Source organism: Pseudomonas sp. PICF141 (assembly GCF_002286815.1).
Lineage (GTDB): Bacteria > Pseudomonadota > Gammaproteobacteria > Pseudomonadales > Pseudomonadaceae > Aquipseudomonas.
In genome coordinates this window covers 98020-114707 of record NZ_MUNM01000033.1, presented here as the reverse complement: position 1 = coordinate 114707, position 16688 = coordinate 98020, and the positions used below count along the sequence as shown (strand labels likewise).

Genomic DNA, 16688 nt, shown 5'->3' with positions numbered 1-16688 from the left:
CCCGTATTCAAAGAGGTCACCATGCACACACTGATCGAACGTCATGATCGAGTGGTATTGATTCGTCTCAATCGTCCCCAGGCCAGGAATGCTTTGAGCTCGGCCCTTATGCGCGAACTGCTGGACACCTTGCAACGACTGGATCGCGACCCCGGCGTCGGTTGTTTCGTGATCACCGGGACGCAGGATTTTTTTGCGGCTGGCGCCGATATCAAGGAAATGTACGAAAAGTCTTATCTGGACATGGTTCACGAGGATTATTTTGCCGAGTGGGAAGCCTTTGCCGCGTTACGTACGCCCAAGCTGGCCGCTGTTGCCGGTTATGCCTATGGCGGCGGTTGTGAGTTGGCCATGATGTGCGATCTGATCTTCGCCGCGGATACGGCTTGGTTTGGCCAACCGGAAATCAGATTGGGGGTGATGCCTGGCATGGGAGGCACCCAGCGTCTGACACGCCTGATCGGCAAGGCGAAAGCCATGGACATGATTCTGACCGGACGCTCGATGTCGGCCGAAGAAGCGGAACGGGCAGGACTGGTATCGCGTGTAATCGCTGCCAGCGATCTACTGGAGCAATCCTTGGTGGTCGCGCAGACGATCGCCGGTTTCGCCAAAACCGCCACCTTGGCTGCGCGTGAAGCGGTTGACCGGGCTTTGGAGTCGGGATTGCACGATGGCCTTCTGTATGAGCGCAGAGTGTTTCATGGTTTGTTTGCCACGCAGGGGCAAAAGGAAGGTATGCAGGCGTTTCTGGAGAAGCGTGCCCCGCGTTTTAACCGTGTTTGAGCGGGCTTGAGGATCCGCCGCTCGCGGCGCTTTGAAAGAAACTACAGTTCAGGGGGAATAATCCTACGTGACGTTCGTCTCATAGGTCTTTTCCCCCGATGCCCTGGAGACTTTCATGGTTGATCGTTCATCTACAACAGGGCCCTCTCGGCCACCGTTGAGTGGCGCGAGCCTGACATTGCGCCTGACCGGCATTGCCGTGGTGGTCGCGGCGCTGGCCGGGGCTTTTGCCTACGTCAACGGCACGCTCGACCCACAACGCCTGACGCCAAAAGACTTGGTCAATGTGCTGGAGAAAAATAACGGCGTGCACCCGGGATTCCGTCGCAATCACGCCAAAGGCGTGTGCGTGATCGGGCATTTCGAAAGCAGCAACCAGGCGCGCGAATATTCCAGTGCCCAAGTGTTCAGCGAAGCGCGGACCCCGGTGGTGGGGCGTTTCGCGCTGCCTGCCGGCAATCCTTACGCGCCGGACAACAGCGTGCCGATCCGCAGCCTGGCGCTCCGTTTTAGCCAGGCCAACGGTCAGCAGTGGCGCACCGGGATGAACAGCATGCCGGTGTTCCCGGTGGGCACGCCCGAGGCGTTCTATCAGTTGCAACAAGCACAGTCACCGGATCCGGCAACCGGCAAACCGAATCCGGCGGCGGTGTCAGCGTTCTTTGGTTCTCACCCTGAAGCCGCGCCGTTTCTGGCCTGGATCAAGACGGCCAAACCTTCTGCCAGTTACGCGACAGAGACTTATAACAGCGTCAACGCGTTTTACCTGGTGAACGCGGCCGGTCAGCGGCAAGCGGTGCGTTGGAGCATGACGCCACTGGCTCAGGACGCGGCCGGTGCAACGGCCGCCGAGGGCAGTGATTTCCTGGAGAAAGACTTGGTGCAGCGCTTGTCTGCCGGACCGCTGCGTTGGCAGTTGAACATCACCTTGGCGAACCCTGGGGACCCGACCAACGATGCGAGTAAAGTCTGGCCCGACGGCCGAAAAGTGCTGAACGCGGGCACGCTGGTGCTCGAAAGCACCCAACCGCAACTCAATGGCGAGTGCCGTGACATCAACTACGACCCACTGGTATTGCCCAGCGGTATCGAAGGCTCCGACGACCCGCTGCTCGCCGCTCGCTCAGCGGGTTACGCCCGTTCTTACCTGCGCCGCGCCAGCGAAGTGAAGCAGTTACCCAACGCCAAACAGGAGTCTCAACAATGAGCGCTCAACCGACCCATTTCGCGCCTTTGGCGCGGCTGCTGCACTGGCTGATGGCGCTGATGATCCTCTCGATGCTGTTTATCGGCGCGGGCATGGCAGCCTCGGTATCCGAACGCCATCAGTGGCTGATCCAGCTGCACAAACCTTTGGGCGTTGCGATTCTGCTGCTGGTGATCGTGCGCTTGGCCGTGCGTTTTTCGACCCGCCAACCACCGCTGCCGGCAGACCTGCCAGCCTGGCAAGCGTTCGCGGCCAAGGCTTCGCATGCGCTGCTGTATGCCTTGATGCTGATTTTGCCGCTACTGGGCTGGGCAATGATTTCGGCCGCTGGCGATCCGGTAATGCTCAGTAGTTCGTTGCAGTTGCCGTCGATTCTGCCAGCGAATGCGCAGGTGTTTGCGTTCCTGCGCAAGGCGCATGGGTACCTGGCGTACCTGCTGTTTCTGACCGTGTTGCTGCATTTGGCGGCGGCGTTGTTTCACGGTTGGGTGCGTCGGGATGATGTGCTGAACAGCATGCTGCGGGGTAAGGATCGCGGGTGATCCGGGTTGCTGAAAAATGTGGCGAGGGGGCTTGCCCCCGTTGGGCTGCGAAGCAGCCCTAAATGCGACAGGTCAGGCATACCGCGTTTAATCGGTTTACGACTGCTGCGCAGCCGAACGGGGGCAAGCCCCCTCGCCACAGGTGTTGGGTGTTTTGGTGGCGAGTGTCATCCACCAATAAATCAGCGCCACCGCATTGATGCCCGGAAGATTGTGTGCGGATCGCTGCCCAGTGAAAACTTCAAAAGATCGCAGCTCTCGGCACAAGCCTGCGATCTTTTGACCCAAGGACATTCAGCGCAGGATATCGACCATGTCGGCGATGGTTGTCAGCACATCCTTGCCCAATTGCTTGGAGCGTTTGCCGGACCAGCCGGTCAGTGGGTTCGGTGCGTCATTGTGGTCTTTGAAGGGCATTTCCAGGGTCAGCGACAGGCAGTCGAACTTCTGACCGACGCTGTTACAGGCCAGGGTCATGTTGGCTTTGCCCGGCTCGTCGCGGGTGTAGCCGTGTTTGGTCTGGAAGTCTTTGGTCTGATGTTTCAGATGACTGCGGAAATGCTCTTCGAGTTTTTCGATGCGCGGCGTATAGCCCGGGTTGCCTTCGCAACCGGCGGTGAACACGTAGGGGATTTCTTCATCGCCATGGATGTCGAGGAACAGGTCGACGCCGTATTTTTCCATCTGCTGCTGAACGAACAGTACTTCCGGGGTAGCTTCCTGGCTGGCGCTCTGCCAGGCGCGGTTCAGGTCCTGGCCCATGGCGTTGGTACGCAAATGACCGTGGAAGGCGCCGTCCGGGTTCATGTTCGGCACCAGGTACAGGTCGGCGCTGGCCAGGAATTTTTTCAGCACCGGATCGTCGTGTTTTTCCAGACGCTCGAAAACCCCTTCCATGAACCACTCGGCCATGTGTTCGCCGGGGTGTTGCTGGGCAATGATCCAGACCTTGCGCTGACCTTCGGCACCCGTACCTTTGCGCAATAACTGGATGTCGCGACCTTCAACGCTTTTGCCGGTGGCGAGCAATTCGGCGCCGGCTTTGGTCAATGCCTGTTCGATCAGCCAGTCATGACGGCTCCGGCTGTAAGGTTCGAAATAGGCGAACCAGGCATGGGTGGCATTGGCTTCGAGACTGAAACGCAGGCAGTCACCTTCGAAGATGGTTGGTACTCGGAACCAGTTGACGTGGTCATAGGACGCCACCGCCTGATAGCCATCCCAGGCTTTGTTGTACGAGGACTTACTGGCGTTGTTCAGGCGAAACCAATGCTCTTCACCGACATGCAGACCGCTGGCCTTGAAGTGAAACCACTGGAAATGCTGGCTGCGAGTGTCTGGCTTGATCGCCAGCAGCGCTTGCAGAGGATTGCTGATGTCCAGCACTTCGATGTTGCCACTGTCGAAGTTCGCGCTAATGTCGAAAGAAGATCTAGCCACGGCCATAACCAATTCCTGAATATGATTTTTATGGCTGCTACTTTACACGCAAGGGAGTGAGAAACCGGGGGAAATTGCGAGGGTAAAAAGGGGGGGGCGTCCTCCTTGACGCCGATGCAGCTTAGAGACTGTGCAAGTGATTCTCAAGTGCTATTTTTCGTTAGTTTGGCCCAATGCTGCCGGGCTTCTCTTGCCAACAGATATTCTTTTGATATCATCCGCGCCAATCGAATTTGCAGCACCCACAGACTTCATTAGCCTGAAGCCATAAGCCAGAAAACTGGCAAAAAAAAGACCCGGCAAAAAGCCGGGTCAAAAACCGTGATTAGCCTGATGAGGAGATAGTCCAGGAGACCGACCTAAGGTCCCTGGTCCATCGACTGATCTCGCGACCAGCTGCATGCAATAATAATCATTATCATTTGCAAGTCAAATGTTTTTATCTGCGTGATTGGAAAATTCTTTCCTTTCTCCTCCAGCGTATTCGCCTCAGTCCTGCTATGCCCCTTCCAGGGATCGGTCGACCATCGCCTTGGCCATGTCGATCATGTGCACCGTCGAAAATGCCAGATCCCGGCTTGCGCCCTGCAGCTGGTTGGCTGATTCATGCGCGGTGGCAGCGGCACAGCGCAACAGATCCGAAGCATGGACCAACGCCTCTTCGCTGCTGATGTTACGGTTCACATCGAAGAAACGTTCTTCGCTGGCCTCTTCTGACACAGCTGGTTTCAAGTAATAGTCCAGTGCCCGCTGCGCGGCGGCCGAGCCTTTTGGCGAATTGAGTGTGGTGTCGAATTGCATGTCGGGCAGGGTAATGCTGGGAATGGTCATGACGATGGCAAGCTCCGTGAGAGATTCAAATCCGTGAGCCCAGCTTAGTACTTACTGTATTTGTGTCTTTAATTTAAATACTACAATTTGTGTTTTGTTGGTCGGAGTCCCCCACGTATCGTGCCGCACATGGATAAATGGATTGAATTGGTCAAGGCCAAAATGAGTGAACTCAAAGTCACTCAAGAAATACTCGCCGAGCGCATCGGAATGTCCCAGGGCGGTGTCGGCCATTGGCTGAATAAACGTCGCCAGCCCGGCATTCAAGAGATGAACCGTGTCTTGCAGGCGCTGGGAATGGACTACCTTGAAGTCGCGATGGTGATCCGTGAACCGCAAGCCTCTCAGGATGATGAGCAAATCCCCCTGACGCAAAAGTACAACCCGTACTTTCGCTACCCGGTCAGTGACTGGCGGGAAACCGGGGAGGTGCGCGATGGCGAACTATCGGCTTACGGCGCCTCATCGACTGCCAGCACGCCGCGCTTCGAGCTGTCCGATTACCATGCCCAGGGCGCGGCGTTCTGGTTGGTGGTGGTCGGTGATGCGATGACTGCACCCACGGGGGTGAGCATTGCCGCGGACATGTTGATTCTGGTGGACCCGGCCATCGTGCCCGAGCCCGGCAAACTGGTGATCGCCCAATGGCCCGGCAGCGCCGAGGCGGTTTTTCGCAAGCTGATCGAAGAGGGCGGGCAGCGTTACCTGGTCCCGCTCAATCCGACCTATCCGAAAGCCCTTTTCACCGAGGAATGCCGAATTATCGGCGTAGTGGTTCAGGCGACTGCCAAATTCTAATCAGATCGGTCCTCGCAACGCGTAGGACCGATCTTCATTTCACGCCGGTTCCAACTCCACCAATGCACTGCCTTCGCTGACCATTTCGCCTTCCTGGCAATACAACGCTTTGATAATCCCAGCGTGAGGCGCGCGAATGCTGTGCTCCATTTTCATCGCTTCCAGCACCACCAATTGCGCCCCGGCGTCGACCGTTTGCCCGGCCTCCACCAGCACTCGCACGATGCTGCCGTTCATGGGCGCGGTGAGTCCGCCCTGATGGCTGTGACTGGCTTCGACGGCACTGATCGGGTCATACGGCTCGATGCGGCGCAGCTCACCATCCCATTGCAGATACAGCGTATCGCCCCGGCGGATTGCCCGATGCTGGCGGCGCAAACCGTTGTGTTCGGTCAGCAGGGATTCACCCTTGAGTTGCGCGGTATGAGCATCGGCATCACCCAAAGTCAGCGCCCGGTCTTGCTCTTCGCAACTCAAATGCAGGGTGAATTCTGTAGGCAGCCCAATTCGCAAACCATTGTTAATCGCCCAAGGCGAACTCAAGTCATCGGCGCGTGAAACAGTCGGCTGGCTTTGCGCGAACGCCTGGGCGGCGGCTTGCCAGAATTCATCGCTGAGGTCTGAAGGTGTTGGCAGCAGCTGTTCCTGATATCGCGGAATAAAACCGGTATCCAGTTCTGCCGCGGCAAATGCCGGGTGGCCGATGATCCGGCGCAGGAAGTTGATGTTGGTCTTCAATCCGCCGATGGCAAACTCATCGAGCATGCTCAGCAAACGCAGCCGCGCCTGCTCACGGTCTTCACCCCAGGCGATCAGCTTGCCGAGCATCGGGTCGTAGAACGGCGAAATTTCGTCGCCTTCTTCGACGCCACTATCGACGCGACGCCCCGGCCCTGCGGCGGATTCGCGATACAACGCCAGACGCCCGGTGGCTGGCAGAAAATCGTTGCCCGGGTCTTCGGCATACAGCCGCACTTCGATCGCATGACCGATCAGCGGTACCTGATCCTGGGTTATCGGCAACGCTTCACCACGCGCTACGCGGATCTGCCAGGCCACCAGATCGAGGCCGGTGATGGCTTCTGTCACCGGGTGCTCCACTTGCAGGCGCGTGTTCATCTCCATGAAGAAGAACTCACCGCGCGCATCCAGCAAAAACTCCACAGTGCCGGCGCCGACGTAACCGATGGCCTGTGCCGAGCGCACAGCGGCTTCGCCCATGGCGCGACGCAGTTCCGGGCTCAGGCCTGGGGCGGGCGCTTCCTCGACGACTTTCTGATGCCGGCGCTGGATCGAGCAATCACGTTCATTGAGGTACAGACAGTTGCCATGCTGGTCGGCGAATACCTGGATTTCCACGTGACGTGGCTTGAGCAGGTATTTCTCCACCAGCATCCGCGAGTCGCCAAATGACGACAGCGCTTCACGTTGCGCCGAGGCCAGGGCTTCAGCCAGTTGGCTGACGTCCTCGACGACTTTCATGCCTTTACCGCCGCCGCCCGCCGTGGCTTTGAGCAGCACCGGATAACCGATGCGTGCGCAAGCATCGCGGAAGGTGTCGAGGTCTTGGGCTTCGCCGTGATAGCCGGGAACCAGTGGCACGCCTGCAGTTTCCATCAGGGCCTTGGCCGCGGACTTGCTGCCCATCGCGTCGATGGCCGAGGCGGGCGGGCCGAGGAAGATCAGGCCGGCCGCTTCAATTGCGCGGGCGAACCCGGCGTTTTCCGAGAGAAAACCATAACCGGGATGAATCGCCTGAGCGCCGCTGGCTTTCGCGGCGGCGATCAGCTTGTCGATTTGCAGGTAACTGTCGGCGGCTTTGCTGCCGCCCAGATCAACGCGGATATCGGCTTCGCGACTGTGCCGGGCATCGCGGTCGGTGGCGCTGTGCACGGCCACGGTGGTCATGCCCAGGGCTTTGGCGGTGCGCATCACCCGGCAAGCGATTTCGCCGCGGTTGGCCACCAGCAAGGTGGTGAGTACAGGTGCGCTCATCAACGCGGCTCCTTGAGGGTGGTTTCGGCTTGCCAGGTTGGCGAGCGTTTTTGCAGGAAGGCGCGCAGGCCTTCCTGGCCTTCGGGGCTGACGCGGATTCGGGCGATGGCGTTTTCGGTGTAGCGCCGCAGCGCCGGGGTCAGCGCGCCGTGGCCGACTTCACGCAGCAAATCCTTGCTGGCGCGCATGGCCGCCGGACTGTTGAGCAGCAGGTTGTCGACCCATTGATCGACTTTCTGCTCCAGTTCAGCCATCGGGTAGCTCTCCGACAACAAGCCGATTTCCCGGGCCCGCTGCCCGCCGAACCGTTCGGCGGTCAAGGCATAGCGGCGTGCTGCGCGCTCGCCGATGGCTTGCACCACGAACGGGCTGATGACCGCTGGTGCCAGGCCGATACGGACTTCCGACAGGCAGAACTGCGCGTCGTCGGTACCGATGGCCATGTCGCAGCAACTGATCAGGCCCAGCGCGCCGCCATAGGCCGCGCCTTGCACCACGGCCAGCGTCGGGATTTTCAGCTTGGCGAGGTTGTACATCAATTCCGCCAGTTCCCGGGCGTCGTCGAGGTTGGTGTGGTAATCGAGTTCGGCCGATTGCTGCATCCAGGCCAGATCGGCGCCGGCGCTGAAATGCTTGCCACGCCCACGGATCAGCAGAAAACGCAGGCTGGCATCGCTCGATACTTTGTCCAGCGCGAGGATCAGTTCGCGGATCATTTCGGCATTGAAGGCGTTGTTCTTTTCTTCACGGCTGAGCCACAAGGTCGCAAAACCTCTTGGATCGCTCAGCAGTTCGAGGGTGTTGAAGTCGCTCATGTTTGTCCGTCTCCACAACTCTATTGTGTAGGAGCGAGGCTTGCCCGCGAAGCAAGCGCCGCGGTGTACCTGTTGCACCGCGTCATACCGGTTCGCGGGCAAGTCGGAACACCGCCCGCTCGCTCCTACAAGGTCGGATCACATCCGGAACACGCCGAAGCGGCTCGGTTCGATTGGTGCGTTCAGCGACGCCGACAAGGCCAGGGCCAACACATCGCGGGTCTGCGCCGGGTCGATGACACCGTCATCCCACAACCGGGCGCTGGAATAGTAGGGGTGACCCTGCTCTTCGTATTGATCGAGAATCGGTTGCTTGATCTCGGCTTCCTGCTCGGCGCTGAAACCATGGCCACCGCGCTCGGCTTGCTCACGCTTGACCTGCACCAGCACGCCCGCCGCCTGTTCGGCCCCCATCACGCCAATCCGCGCGTTTGGCCACATCCACAGGAAGCGCGGATCGTAAGCCCGTCCACACATGCCGTAGTTACCGGCGCCGAAGCTGCCGCCGATGATCACGGTGAATTTTGGCACTTTGGCGCAGGCCACGGCGGTCACTAGTTTCGCGCCGTGCTTGGCGATGCCGCCGGCTTCGTATTTCTGGCCGACCATGAAACCGGTGATGTTTTGCAGGAACAGCAATGGAATGCCGCGCTGGCAGGCCAGTTCGATGAAGTGCGCGCCTTTCTGCGCGGCTTCGGCGAAGAGGATGCCGTTATTGGCGAGTATCGCGATCGGGTAACCGTGCAGGTGGGCAAAGCCGCATACTAATGTCGTGCCGAACAATGCCTTGAATTCATCGAACACCGAGCCGTCCACCAGACGCGCAATCACTTCGCGCACGTCGAACGGTTGCTTGGCATCCGCCGACACAACGCCATACAACTCGTCACTGCTGTACAACGGCGCGATTGGCGTGCGTTGTTGCAGTTCGCCCAGCTTGCGCCAATTGAGGTTGGCGACGCTGCGTCGGGCCAAGGCGATGGCGTGTTCGTCGCTCTCGGCGTAGTGATCGGCGACGCCGGAAATCTTGCAGTGGACATCGGCCCCGCCGAGGTCTTCGGCGCTGACCACTTCACCCGTCGCGGCCTTCACCAGCGGTGGGCCGGCGAGGAAAATCGTTGCCTGCTGACGGACCATGATTGCTTCATCGGCCATCGCGGGGACATAAGCACCACCGGCGGTGCACGAGCCCATGACCACCGCAATCTGCGCAATGCCCATAGCGCTCATGTTGGCCTGGTTGAAGAAGATCCGCCCGAAGTGTTCGCGGTCCGGGAACACTTCATCCTGACGCGGCAAGTTGGCGCCGCCGGAGTCCACCAGATAGATGCAGGGCAGGCGATTTTGCTGGGCGATGGTTTGCGCGCGCAGGTGTTTTTTCACGGTCAGCGGGTAATACGAGCCGCCTTTCACAGTGGCATCGTTGGCGACGATCATGCATTCGACGCCTTCCACCCGGCCGATTCCGGCAATTACGCCAGCGGCCGGAACGTCTTCGCCATAGACCGCGTAGGCCGCCAGTTGGCAGATTTCCAGAAACGGCGAACCCGGATCGAGCAGACGATTGATCCGTTCACGCGGCAGCAATTTGCCTCGCGATGTGTGGCGTTCTTGAGCCTTCGGGCCGCCACCTTGCTGCACTTGGGCGAGCAGGGTATGCAGGGCGTCGACCTGTTTGAGCATCGCCGCGCTGTTGGTTGCGAACTCCGCTGAACGAGGGTTGAGCTGGGTATGCAAAATCATGGGGCTACTCCGTAGCAGCTTCAAGTTGCAAGCTACAAGCTACAAGTTCAAAGCATGAGCACGTTTCCCTCTTGCCGCTTGAAGCTTGTCGCTTGCCGCTGACGAAATTCATTTCGTCTCGTTGAACAGTTCGCGACCGATGAGCATGCGACGGATCTCACTGGTGCCGGCGCCGATTTCGTACAGCTTGGCATCACGCAGCAGACGACCGGCCGGGAATTCGTTGATGTAGCCGTTGCCACCGAGAATCTGGATCGCGTCGAGGGCCATCCGGGTCGCGCATTCGGCGCTGTAGAGGATGACGCCGGCGGCGTCCTTGCGCGCGGTTTCGCCGCGCTCGCAGGCCTGGGCCACCGCGTAGAGGTAAGCGCGACTTGCGTTGAGTTGGGTGTACATGTCGGCGACTTTGCCCTGGATCAGCTGGAATTCGCCGATGCTCTGGCCGAACTGTTTGCGGTCATGGATGTACGGAACAATCAGGTCCATGCAAGCCTGCATGATCCCGGTCGGGCCACCCGACAACACAACGCGCTCGTAGTCGAGGCCGCTCATCAGCACTTTCACGCCACCGTTGAGCACGCCGAGGATGTTTTCTTCCGGCACTTCGACGTCATCGAAAAACAGCTCGCAGGTGTTCGAACCGCGCATGCCGAGCTTGTCGAATTTGTTGCTGCGGCTGAAGCCTTTGGAATCACGTTCAACGATGAACGCGGTGATGCCGTGGGGGCCTTTTTCCAGGTCAGTCTTGGCGTAGATGACGTAGGTGTTGGCGTCAGGGCCGTTGGTGATCCAGGTTTTGCTGCCGTTGAGTACGTAATGGTCGCCACGTTTGTCGGCGCGCAGTTTCATCGACACCACGTCGGAACCGGCATTCGGTTCGCTCATGGCCAAGGCGCCGATGTGCTCGCCGCTGATCAGTTTCGGCAGGTATTTGCTTTTCTGTTCGTGAGTGCCGTTACGGTTGATCTGGTTGACGCAAAGGTTGGAATGAGCGCCGTAAGACAGCGCGACCGAGGCCGAACCGCGGCTGATTTCTTCCATGGCGACAACATGGGCCAGATAGCCCAGGCCCGCACCGCCGTACTCTTCCGGCACGGTAATACCCAGCAGGCCCATGTCGCCGAATTTGCGCCACAGGTCAGCGGGGAACAGGTTGTCGATGTCGATCTGAGCAGCGCGCGGGGCGATCTCTTTGGCGACGAAGGACTGAACCTGATCGCGCAGCATGTCGATGGTTTCACCGAGGGCAAAGTTCAGGGATGGGTAGCTCATGGGGCACCTTTTGGCTTTTTTGTAGGGTGGGGAGGGCAGTGATTCGGCTCTCACCTTTACGTTAACGTAAGCCTGTGACGAATGGCTGTCAATCACCCTTTACGTTAACGTCAACTTGAGCGAGAGTAGAGCCAGTTTCGACACGGTAAAGCGGACCGACTCTGTGGGAGCGGGCTTATGTGGCGAGGGGGCTTGCCCCCGTTGGGCCGCGCAGCGGACCCAGGATCTGCGAGCGCTGCGCACTCTAACGGGGGCAAGCCCCCTCGCCACACAAGCCCGCTCCCACTGGTCGCCGGTAAAGCCCACTAATAAAGACAATAGGGGTCATCATGGATCAACCCAGTGCAAGCCCGCAGCGCAGCTATACCCGTGGTTCCCAGGATAAAGCCTTGCTGGCGATAACCATCGGGCAGGCGTTTGATAATACGGTCGCGCAATACCCGAACGGGGAGGCGCTGGTCGTGCGCCATCAGCAATTGCGCTACACCTGGCAGCAGCTGTCAGAAGCCGTCGACCTGCACGCCCGGGCATTTTTGGCGTTGGGCTTGCAGGCCGGTGACCGGCTCGGCATCTGGGCGCCGAACTGTGCCCAGTGGTGCATCAGCCAGTTCGCCAGTGCGAAAATCGGCGTGATCCTGGTCAACATCAATCCGGCTTACCGCAGTTCCGAACTCGAATACGTGTTGAAGCAATCCGGTTGCCAATGGCTGGTCTGTGCCGGGGCCTTCAAAACCTCCGACTATCACGGCATGTTGCAAGGATTGGCACCGGAACTGGCAGAGCAAGCCATCGGCCAGTTACAGAGCGAACGCCTGCCGGAACTGCGCGGCGTGATCAGCCTGGATGCACAGCCGCCATCGGGTTTCCTGCCGTGGTCGCAACTGACCGATCTGGCGGCCAGCGTGTCGGTCGAGCAATTGCGGGAACGCCAGGACAGCCTGCATTTCGACCAGGCAGTGAACATTCAGTACACCTCAGGCACCACCGGTTTCCCCAAGGGCGCGACCCTCAGCCACTACAACATTCTCAACAACGGCTACATGGTCGGCGAAAGCCTCGGGCTGACGGCCAATGATCGGCTGGTGATCCCGGTGCCGCTGTATCACTGCTTCGGCATGGTCATGGGCAACCTCGGCTGCATCACCCACGCCAGCACCATGATTTACCCCAACGACGCCTTCGATCCATTGCTGACGCTGAGCACCGTCGCCGAAGAAAAAGCCACCGCGCTTTACGGCGTGCCGACCATGTTCATCGCCATGCTCGATCAACCCCAGCGCGCCGAGTTTGATTTGTCGAGCCTGCGCACCGGGATCATGGCCGGGGCGACCTGTCCGATCGAAGTGATGCGTCGGGTCATCAATGAAATGCACATGAGCGAAGTGCAGATTGCCTACGGCATGACGGAAACCAGCCCCGTGTCTTTGCAGACCGGTCCGTCAGACGAGCTGGAATTGCGCGTCACCACTGTTGGCCGAACCCAGCCGCAACTGGAAAGCAAAATCATCGACGAGGCGGGCAACCTGGTACCGCGCGGCACCATCGGTGAGCTGTGTACTCGAGGTTACAGCGTGATGCTCGGCTACTGGAATAACCCGCAGGGCACCGCCGAGGCTATCGATGAGGCGGGCTGGATGCACACCGGCGATCTGGCGAGCATGAACGACGAAGGTTATGTGTGCATCGCCGGGCGTAACAAAGACATGATCATCCGCGGCGGTGAGAATATTTACCCACGGGAGCTGGAAGAGTTCTTCTTCACCCACCCGGCGATAGCCGACGTACAAGTGATCGGTATTCCTTGTTCCCGTTATGGCGAAGAGATCGTTGCCTGGATCAAATTCCACCCCGGCCACAGCGCTACCGAACAGGAACTGCAAGCCTGGTGCAAGGAGCGCATTGCGCACTTCAAGACACCGCGTTACTTCAAATTCGTCGAGGAATTTCCGATGACCGTGACCGGGAAGATCCAGAAATTCCGGATGCGTGAGATCAGTATCGAGGAGCTCAGGGTAAACGAACGGTAACCCAATCCCTGTGGGACCGGGCTTGCCCGCGATGGCGTCAGACCAGTCGACATCAATGTTGAATGTTCCGGCCTCATCGCGGGCAAGCCCGCTCCCACAGGAGACGTGGAAACCTGAACGACAGAAAGCACAAAGGGGAGCCGAAGCTCCCCTTTAATTTTGTCGTACGTGCTCTTTTTTTATTATTGAGGGGCGGTCTGTTGTTGTTTTTGGTAACCGTGGCCCTTTACCGCTGTTTTTGTCGATCCCCATCCGGGATCAAGAGCAAACGTATTTTTTTGAGCGCTGATCTACTTTTTCGCCAAGCGATCCAACCAGTTCGGGAGCTACCTGAAGGTAGTTTTATTGTTCTCTGCCCGGTTGCGGGTAACTTCGAAAAGCACCCTGAAAAGCACATCTTCTCCAAAAAAATCTGTTAGCTGCGTCTCTGCCGTGTTGTTCTTGTTATGTCAGAGTCGTTACGTCTTATTTTTATTGGTTTGCAGTTTTTATTCTTGTTATGCCATAGAGATAGCAGAAGCCGTGCCAACTTTTTAAAACCCTTTGAAATCAATGGTTTGAGTTTTTCATGAGGGTTTTTATCCGAGCCAAACCTGACAATTTGTTTCCGTGTTACTCGTTTCCGCCCACGTTTCAGCACACGTGGTAACACCTGGACACATCCACCTTGTCACTGCGCACTGCGGGCTTTGGCCACGCGTGAACCGGTAGGGCGCCCCAGCACTGTGCAAATCTGTTGGCCGGCGCGGATCAAGGCGTCCAGGTCGATTCCGGTTTCGATACCCAGGCCGTTGAGCAGGTAAACCACATCTTCGGTCGCGACATTCCCGCTGGCGCCCTTGGCGTAGGGGCAGCCGCCAAGGCCGGCGACGGAGCTGTCGAACACCGCGATGCCTTCCAGCAGGCTGGCGTAAATGTTGGCCATGGCCTGGCCATAGGTATCGTGAAAGTGCCCGGCCAGTTTTTCACGTGGCACATCGGCCGACACCACTTCGAACATCTTGCGGGTGGCGCCAGCGGTGCCGGTGCCGATGGTGTCCCCTAGCGAAACCTCGTAGCAGCCCATCGCATAGAGCTCACGAGCAACCCGGGCGACGTGTTCCGGTGCAATGTCACCTTCATAAGGGCAGCCCAGCACGCAAGACACGTAACCGCGCACGCTGACGCCGTGTTGTCTAGCGGCGTCCATGATTGGCACGAAGCGTTCCAGGCTTTCGCTGATCGAACAATTGATGTTGCGTTGGGAAAACGATTCGGACGCAGCGGCGAACACCGCGACTTCCTTGACCCCGGCGGCGATGGCATCTTCAAAGCCCCGCAGGTTGGGGGCGAGGGCGCCATAGGTCACGCCCGGTTTGCGCTGGATCTGCGCGAAGACTTCGGCGGAACCGGCCATTTGCGGCACCCATTTGGGCGAGACGAAACTGCCGACTTCTATGTAACCCAGGCCGGCAGCGGTCAGTGCATCGACCAGTTGCACCTTGTCTGCAACGCTGATGGGTTGGGCTTCGTTTTGCAGACCGTCGCGGGGGCCGACTTCGACCAGGCGTACGTGGCTGGGTAGGGACATGGCAATGGACCTGTGCTGATTGTCTGAATGCTGGGAAAACCCTGTGGGAGCGGGCTTGTGTAGACCTATTGGACGGCCTGCTGGCTTTTGATCGTTTGCTCCAAGGCCTGAGTACAGCGCTCTTCGGCCGTATCGAGCTCAAGTTTCATCTGTTCGATGTCCAGCAGTTGCTGTTCGAGTTGTTCCCGACGCTCGGCGATTTTCGCCAGCATGCTGTGCAGTTGCTTGGTGTTACCGCTGGAGGGGTCATAGAGCTCGATCAGCTCGCGGCATTCGGCCAGGGAAAAACCTATGCGTTTGCCCCGCAGGATCAGCTTCAGGCTGACCTTGTCACGGGGCGAGTAAATGCGTTCCTGGCCGCGACGCTCGGGGCAGAGCAGGCCTTGCTCTTCATAGAAGCGAATGGCCCGGGTGGTGATGTCGAGCTCGCGGGCGAGGTCGGAAATGCTATAGGTCTGGCTGCTCATGGAAGCGCTCGAAAAAGGTCATGGCGCTAAGCTAATGGCAGGTTGACGTTTACGTCAAGGGGCATGAATTTATGGTGCTGCTGACGACCTCTTCGCGGGCAAGCCTCGCTCCTACAGGGGAATGCATTTCAACCGTAGGAGCGAGGCTTGCCCGCGAAGAACGATGACGCGGCGCAAAGGCCCTACACCTTGTCCAGCTTCTTCTCATGCGCCGTAACCTGCTGGCACAACTCGATTATTTGCTCGCGCATCCAGCGGTTGGCCGGATCCTGGTCAGTGCTTTCGTGCCAGTAGAGGTGAGTTTCCACCGGCGGAACTTCCTTGACCGGCAGGTTCACCGCGTACAAGTCATGGCGACGGGCGAAGCGTTCCGGCACGGTCATGACCATGTCGGTCTGTTGCAGCACTTGGGAGGCCATCAAGTAGTGCTGGGAGCGCAGGGCGATCTTGCGCTGGATGCCCATTTTGCCCAGGGCCAGGTCGACATAACCCAGACCGCTGCGCCGGCTGGAAATATGGATGTGGGTCAGGGACAGATAATCGTCGAGGGTGAATTTCTCTTTGCCCGCCAAGGGATGGCCCTTGCGCATGGCGCACACGTAACGGTCCTCCATCAACTTGACGTGACGCACCTGGGGGTCAGTGTTGAGTGGCGCATCCACCGCGAAATCAAGACGCCCGGCCGCCAATTCCTTGGTGGTCTCGCGACGTTTGGACAGGAAACTCTCGATGATCACCGTCGGCGCCAGGCGTCGCAGGCGCTGGAACAGCGGCGGCAGGATCACCGCTTCAGTGAGGTCGGTCATGCTGATGCGGTAAGTCTTGACCGCCTGCAACGGATTGAAAATACGGCTTTCCTGCACCGACACCCGCAGCAAGGAGAGGGCGTTGCGCACGGGGCCGATGATGTTCTGCGCCATCGGCGTGGGCACCATGCCTTGGGCGGTACGCACGAAAAGCGGATCGTTGAAGGTCTCGCGCAGGCGGGCCAGAGCGTTCGACACCGCGGGTTGAGTAATGCCGACAATCTGCCCGGCGCGCGTCAGGTTGGCTTCGGTGTAGATCGCGTCGAAGACGATGAAAAGGTTGAGGTCGACCTTGCTCAGATTCATTGCGCTGCGCTCTCTGTTCTTGTTATCAGGAAGGGGGCTCGATCAGTCGATCATATATCGGTGATGAATGTTAATACACGCCG

General features: G+C 58.9%; 14 protein-coding genes. 5 read left to right on the top strand and 9 right to left on the bottom strand.

Going from position 1 to position 16688, the window contains the following annotated elements:
- Positions 1–21 precede the first annotated feature (21 nt).
- The 3 genes from BZL43_RS06805 to BZL43_RS06795 all read left to right on the top strand — a co-directional run bounded on the left by BZL43_RS06805 (position 22) and on the right by BZL43_RS06795 (position 2535).
- Complete coding sequence (locus tag BZL43_RS06805; RefSeq protein WP_095631621.1) at positions 22–786, top strand: enoyl-CoA hydratase-related protein; 765 nt, start codon at positions 22–24, stop codon at positions 784–786.
- Between the two features lie 115 nt (positions 787–901).
- Positions 902–1993, top strand: coding sequence for a catalase family peroxidase (locus BZL43_RS06800; RefSeq protein ID WP_095631593.1), 1092 nt, complete (start codon positions 902–904; stop codon positions 1991–1993).
- Entirely contained in the window at positions 1990–2535 is a 546-nt protein-coding gene (locus tag BZL43_RS06795; protein WP_095631592.1) for a cytochrome b, read from the top strand. The genes BZL43_RS06800 and BZL43_RS06795 overlap by 4 nt, the downstream gene beginning before the upstream one ends.
- Positions 2536–2829: 294 nt before the next feature.
- Here the strand turns inward: BZL43_RS06795 and BZL43_RS06785 are convergent, their stop codons facing one another.
- A complete protein-coding gene (locus tag BZL43_RS06785; RefSeq protein WP_095631590.1) occupies positions 2830–3981 on the bottom strand; it encodes a M14-type cytosolic carboxypeptidase in 1152 nt (383 codons plus the stop codon).
- A gap of 492 nt (positions 3982–4473) precedes the next feature.
- A complete protein-coding gene (locus BZL43_RS06780) occupies positions 4474–4806 on the bottom strand; it encodes a DUF6124 family protein (protein WP_095631589.1) in 333 nt (110 codons plus the stop codon).
- Between the two features lie 129 nt (positions 4807–4935).
- Here BZL43_RS06780 and BZL43_RS06775 point away from each other — a divergent pair, with 129 nt between their 5' ends.
- Entirely contained in the window at positions 4936–5604 is a 669-nt protein-coding gene (locus tag BZL43_RS06775) for a LexA family transcriptional regulator (protein WP_095631588.1), read from the top strand.
- Between the two features lie 39 nt (positions 5605–5643).
- On the opposite strand, the gene BZL43_RS06770 is transcribed toward BZL43_RS06775, so the two are convergent.
- From BZL43_RS06770 to BZL43_RS06755, 4 genes are all read right to left on the bottom strand, one after another.
- On the bottom strand, positions 5644–7599 hold the full coding sequence (locus BZL43_RS06770) for an acetyl/propionyl/methylcrotonyl-CoA carboxylase subunit alpha (RefSeq protein ID WP_095631587.1): 1956 nt from the start codon (positions 7597–7599) through the stop codon (positions 5644–5646).
- Positions 7599–8414, bottom strand: a complete 816-nt coding sequence (locus BZL43_RS06765) for a gamma-carboxygeranoyl-CoA hydratase (RefSeq protein WP_095631586.1) — start codon at positions 8412–8414, stop codon at positions 7599–7601. The genes BZL43_RS06770 and BZL43_RS06765 overlap by 1 nt, the downstream gene beginning before the upstream one ends.
- Before the next feature lie 138 nt (positions 8415–8552).
- Positions 8553–10157 carry a carboxyl transferase domain-containing protein gene (locus tag BZL43_RS06760; RefSeq protein ID WP_095631585.1) on the bottom strand — a complete coding sequence of 535 codons (1605 nt, stop codon included), beginning with the start codon at positions 10155–10157 and terminating at the stop codon, positions 8553–8555.
- A gap of 108 nt (positions 10158–10265) precedes the next feature.
- Positions 10266–11429: an isovaleryl-CoA dehydrogenase gene (locus tag BZL43_RS06755; RefSeq protein WP_095631584.1), complete on the bottom strand. Its 1164-nt coding sequence runs from the start codon at positions 11427–11429 to the stop codon at positions 10266–10268.
- A gap of 329 nt (positions 11430–11758) precedes the next feature.
- Between BZL43_RS06755 and BZL43_RS06750 the strand changes: the two genes are divergently transcribed.
- Complete coding sequence (locus tag BZL43_RS06750; protein WP_095631583.1) at positions 11759–13456, top strand: AMP-binding protein; 1698 nt, start codon at positions 11759–11761, stop codon at positions 13454–13456.
- A 670-nt stretch (positions 13457–14126) separates the two neighbouring features.
- On the opposite strand, the gene BZL43_RS06745 is transcribed toward BZL43_RS06750, so the two are convergent.
- The 3 genes from BZL43_RS06745 to BZL43_RS06735 form a co-directional block, all read right to left on the bottom strand.
- Complete coding sequence (locus BZL43_RS06745; protein WP_095631582.1) at positions 14127–15026, bottom strand: hydroxymethylglutaryl-CoA lyase; 900 nt, start codon at positions 15024–15026, stop codon at positions 14127–14129.
- 65 nt (positions 15027–15091) lie between these two features.
- Positions 15092–15493: a MerR family DNA-binding transcriptional regulator gene (locus BZL43_RS06740; RefSeq protein WP_095631581.1), complete on the bottom strand. Its 402-nt coding sequence runs from the start codon at positions 15491–15493 to the stop codon at positions 15092–15094.
- Positions 15494–15675: 182 nt separating this feature from the next.
- Positions 15676–16605 (bottom strand): LysR family transcriptional regulator, encoded by a 930-nt coding sequence (locus BZL43_RS06735; RefSeq protein WP_095631580.1) that lies wholly within the window; start codon positions 16603–16605, stop codon positions 15676–15678.
- Positions 16606–16688 lie beyond the last annotated feature (83 nt).

What these genes read in the sequence shown, in the direction of transcription:
- BZL43_RS06780 (WP_095631589.1), bottom strand. Translation starts at nt 4,806, where the DNA reads ATGACCATTCCCAGCATTACCCTGCCCGACATGCAATTCGACACCACA.
- BZL43_RS06740 (WP_095631581.1), bottom strand. Translation starts at nt 15,493, where the DNA reads ATGAGCAGCCAGACCTATAGCATTTCCGACCTCGCCCGCGAGCTCGAC.
- BZL43_RS06750 (WP_095631583.1), top strand. Translation starts at nt 11,759, where the DNA reads ATGGATCAACCCAGTGCAAGCCCGCAGCGCAGCTATACCCGTGGTTCC.
- BZL43_RS06785 (WP_095631590.1), bottom strand. Translation starts at nt 3,981, where the DNA reads ATGGCCGTGGCTAGATCTTCTTTCGACATTAGCGCGAACTTCGACAGT.
- BZL43_RS06755 (WP_095631584.1), bottom strand. Translation starts at nt 11,429, where the DNA reads ATGAGCTACCCATCCCTGAACTTTGCCCTCGGTGAAACCATCGACATG.
- BZL43_RS06775 (WP_095631588.1), top strand. Translation starts at nt 4,936, where the DNA reads ATGGATAAATGGATTGAATTGGTCAAGGCCAAAATGAGTGAACTCAAA.
- BZL43_RS06795 (WP_095631592.1), top strand. Translation starts at nt 1,990, where the DNA reads ATGAGCGCTCAACCGACCCATTTCGCGCCTTTGGCGCGGCTGCTGCAC.
- BZL43_RS06770 (WP_095631587.1), bottom strand. Translation starts at nt 7,599, where the DNA reads ATGAGCGCACCTGTACTCACCACCTTGCTGGTGGCCAACCGCGGCGAA.
- BZL43_RS06765 (WP_095631586.1), bottom strand. Translation starts at nt 8,414, where the DNA reads ATGAGCGACTTCAACACCCTCGAACTGCTGAGCGATCCAAGAGGTTTT.
- BZL43_RS06800 (WP_095631593.1), top strand. Translation starts at nt 902, where the DNA reads ATGGTTGATCGTTCATCTACAACAGGGCCCTCTCGGCCACCGTTGAGT.
- BZL43_RS06745 (WP_095631582.1), bottom strand. Translation starts at nt 15,026, where the DNA reads ATGTCCCTACCCAGCCACGTACGCCTGGTCGAAGTCGGCCCCCGCGAC.
- BZL43_RS06805 (WP_095631621.1), top strand. Translation starts at nt 22, where the DNA reads ATGCACACACTGATCGAACGTCATGATCGAGTGGTATTGATTCGTCTC.
- BZL43_RS06760 (WP_095631585.1), bottom strand. Translation starts at nt 10,157, where the DNA reads ATGATTTTGCATACCCAGCTCAACCCTCGTTCAGCGGAGTTCGCAACC.
- BZL43_RS06735 (WP_095631580.1), bottom strand. Translation starts at nt 16,605, where the DNA reads ATGAATCTGAGCAAGGTCGACCTCAACCTTTTCATCGTCTTCGACGCG.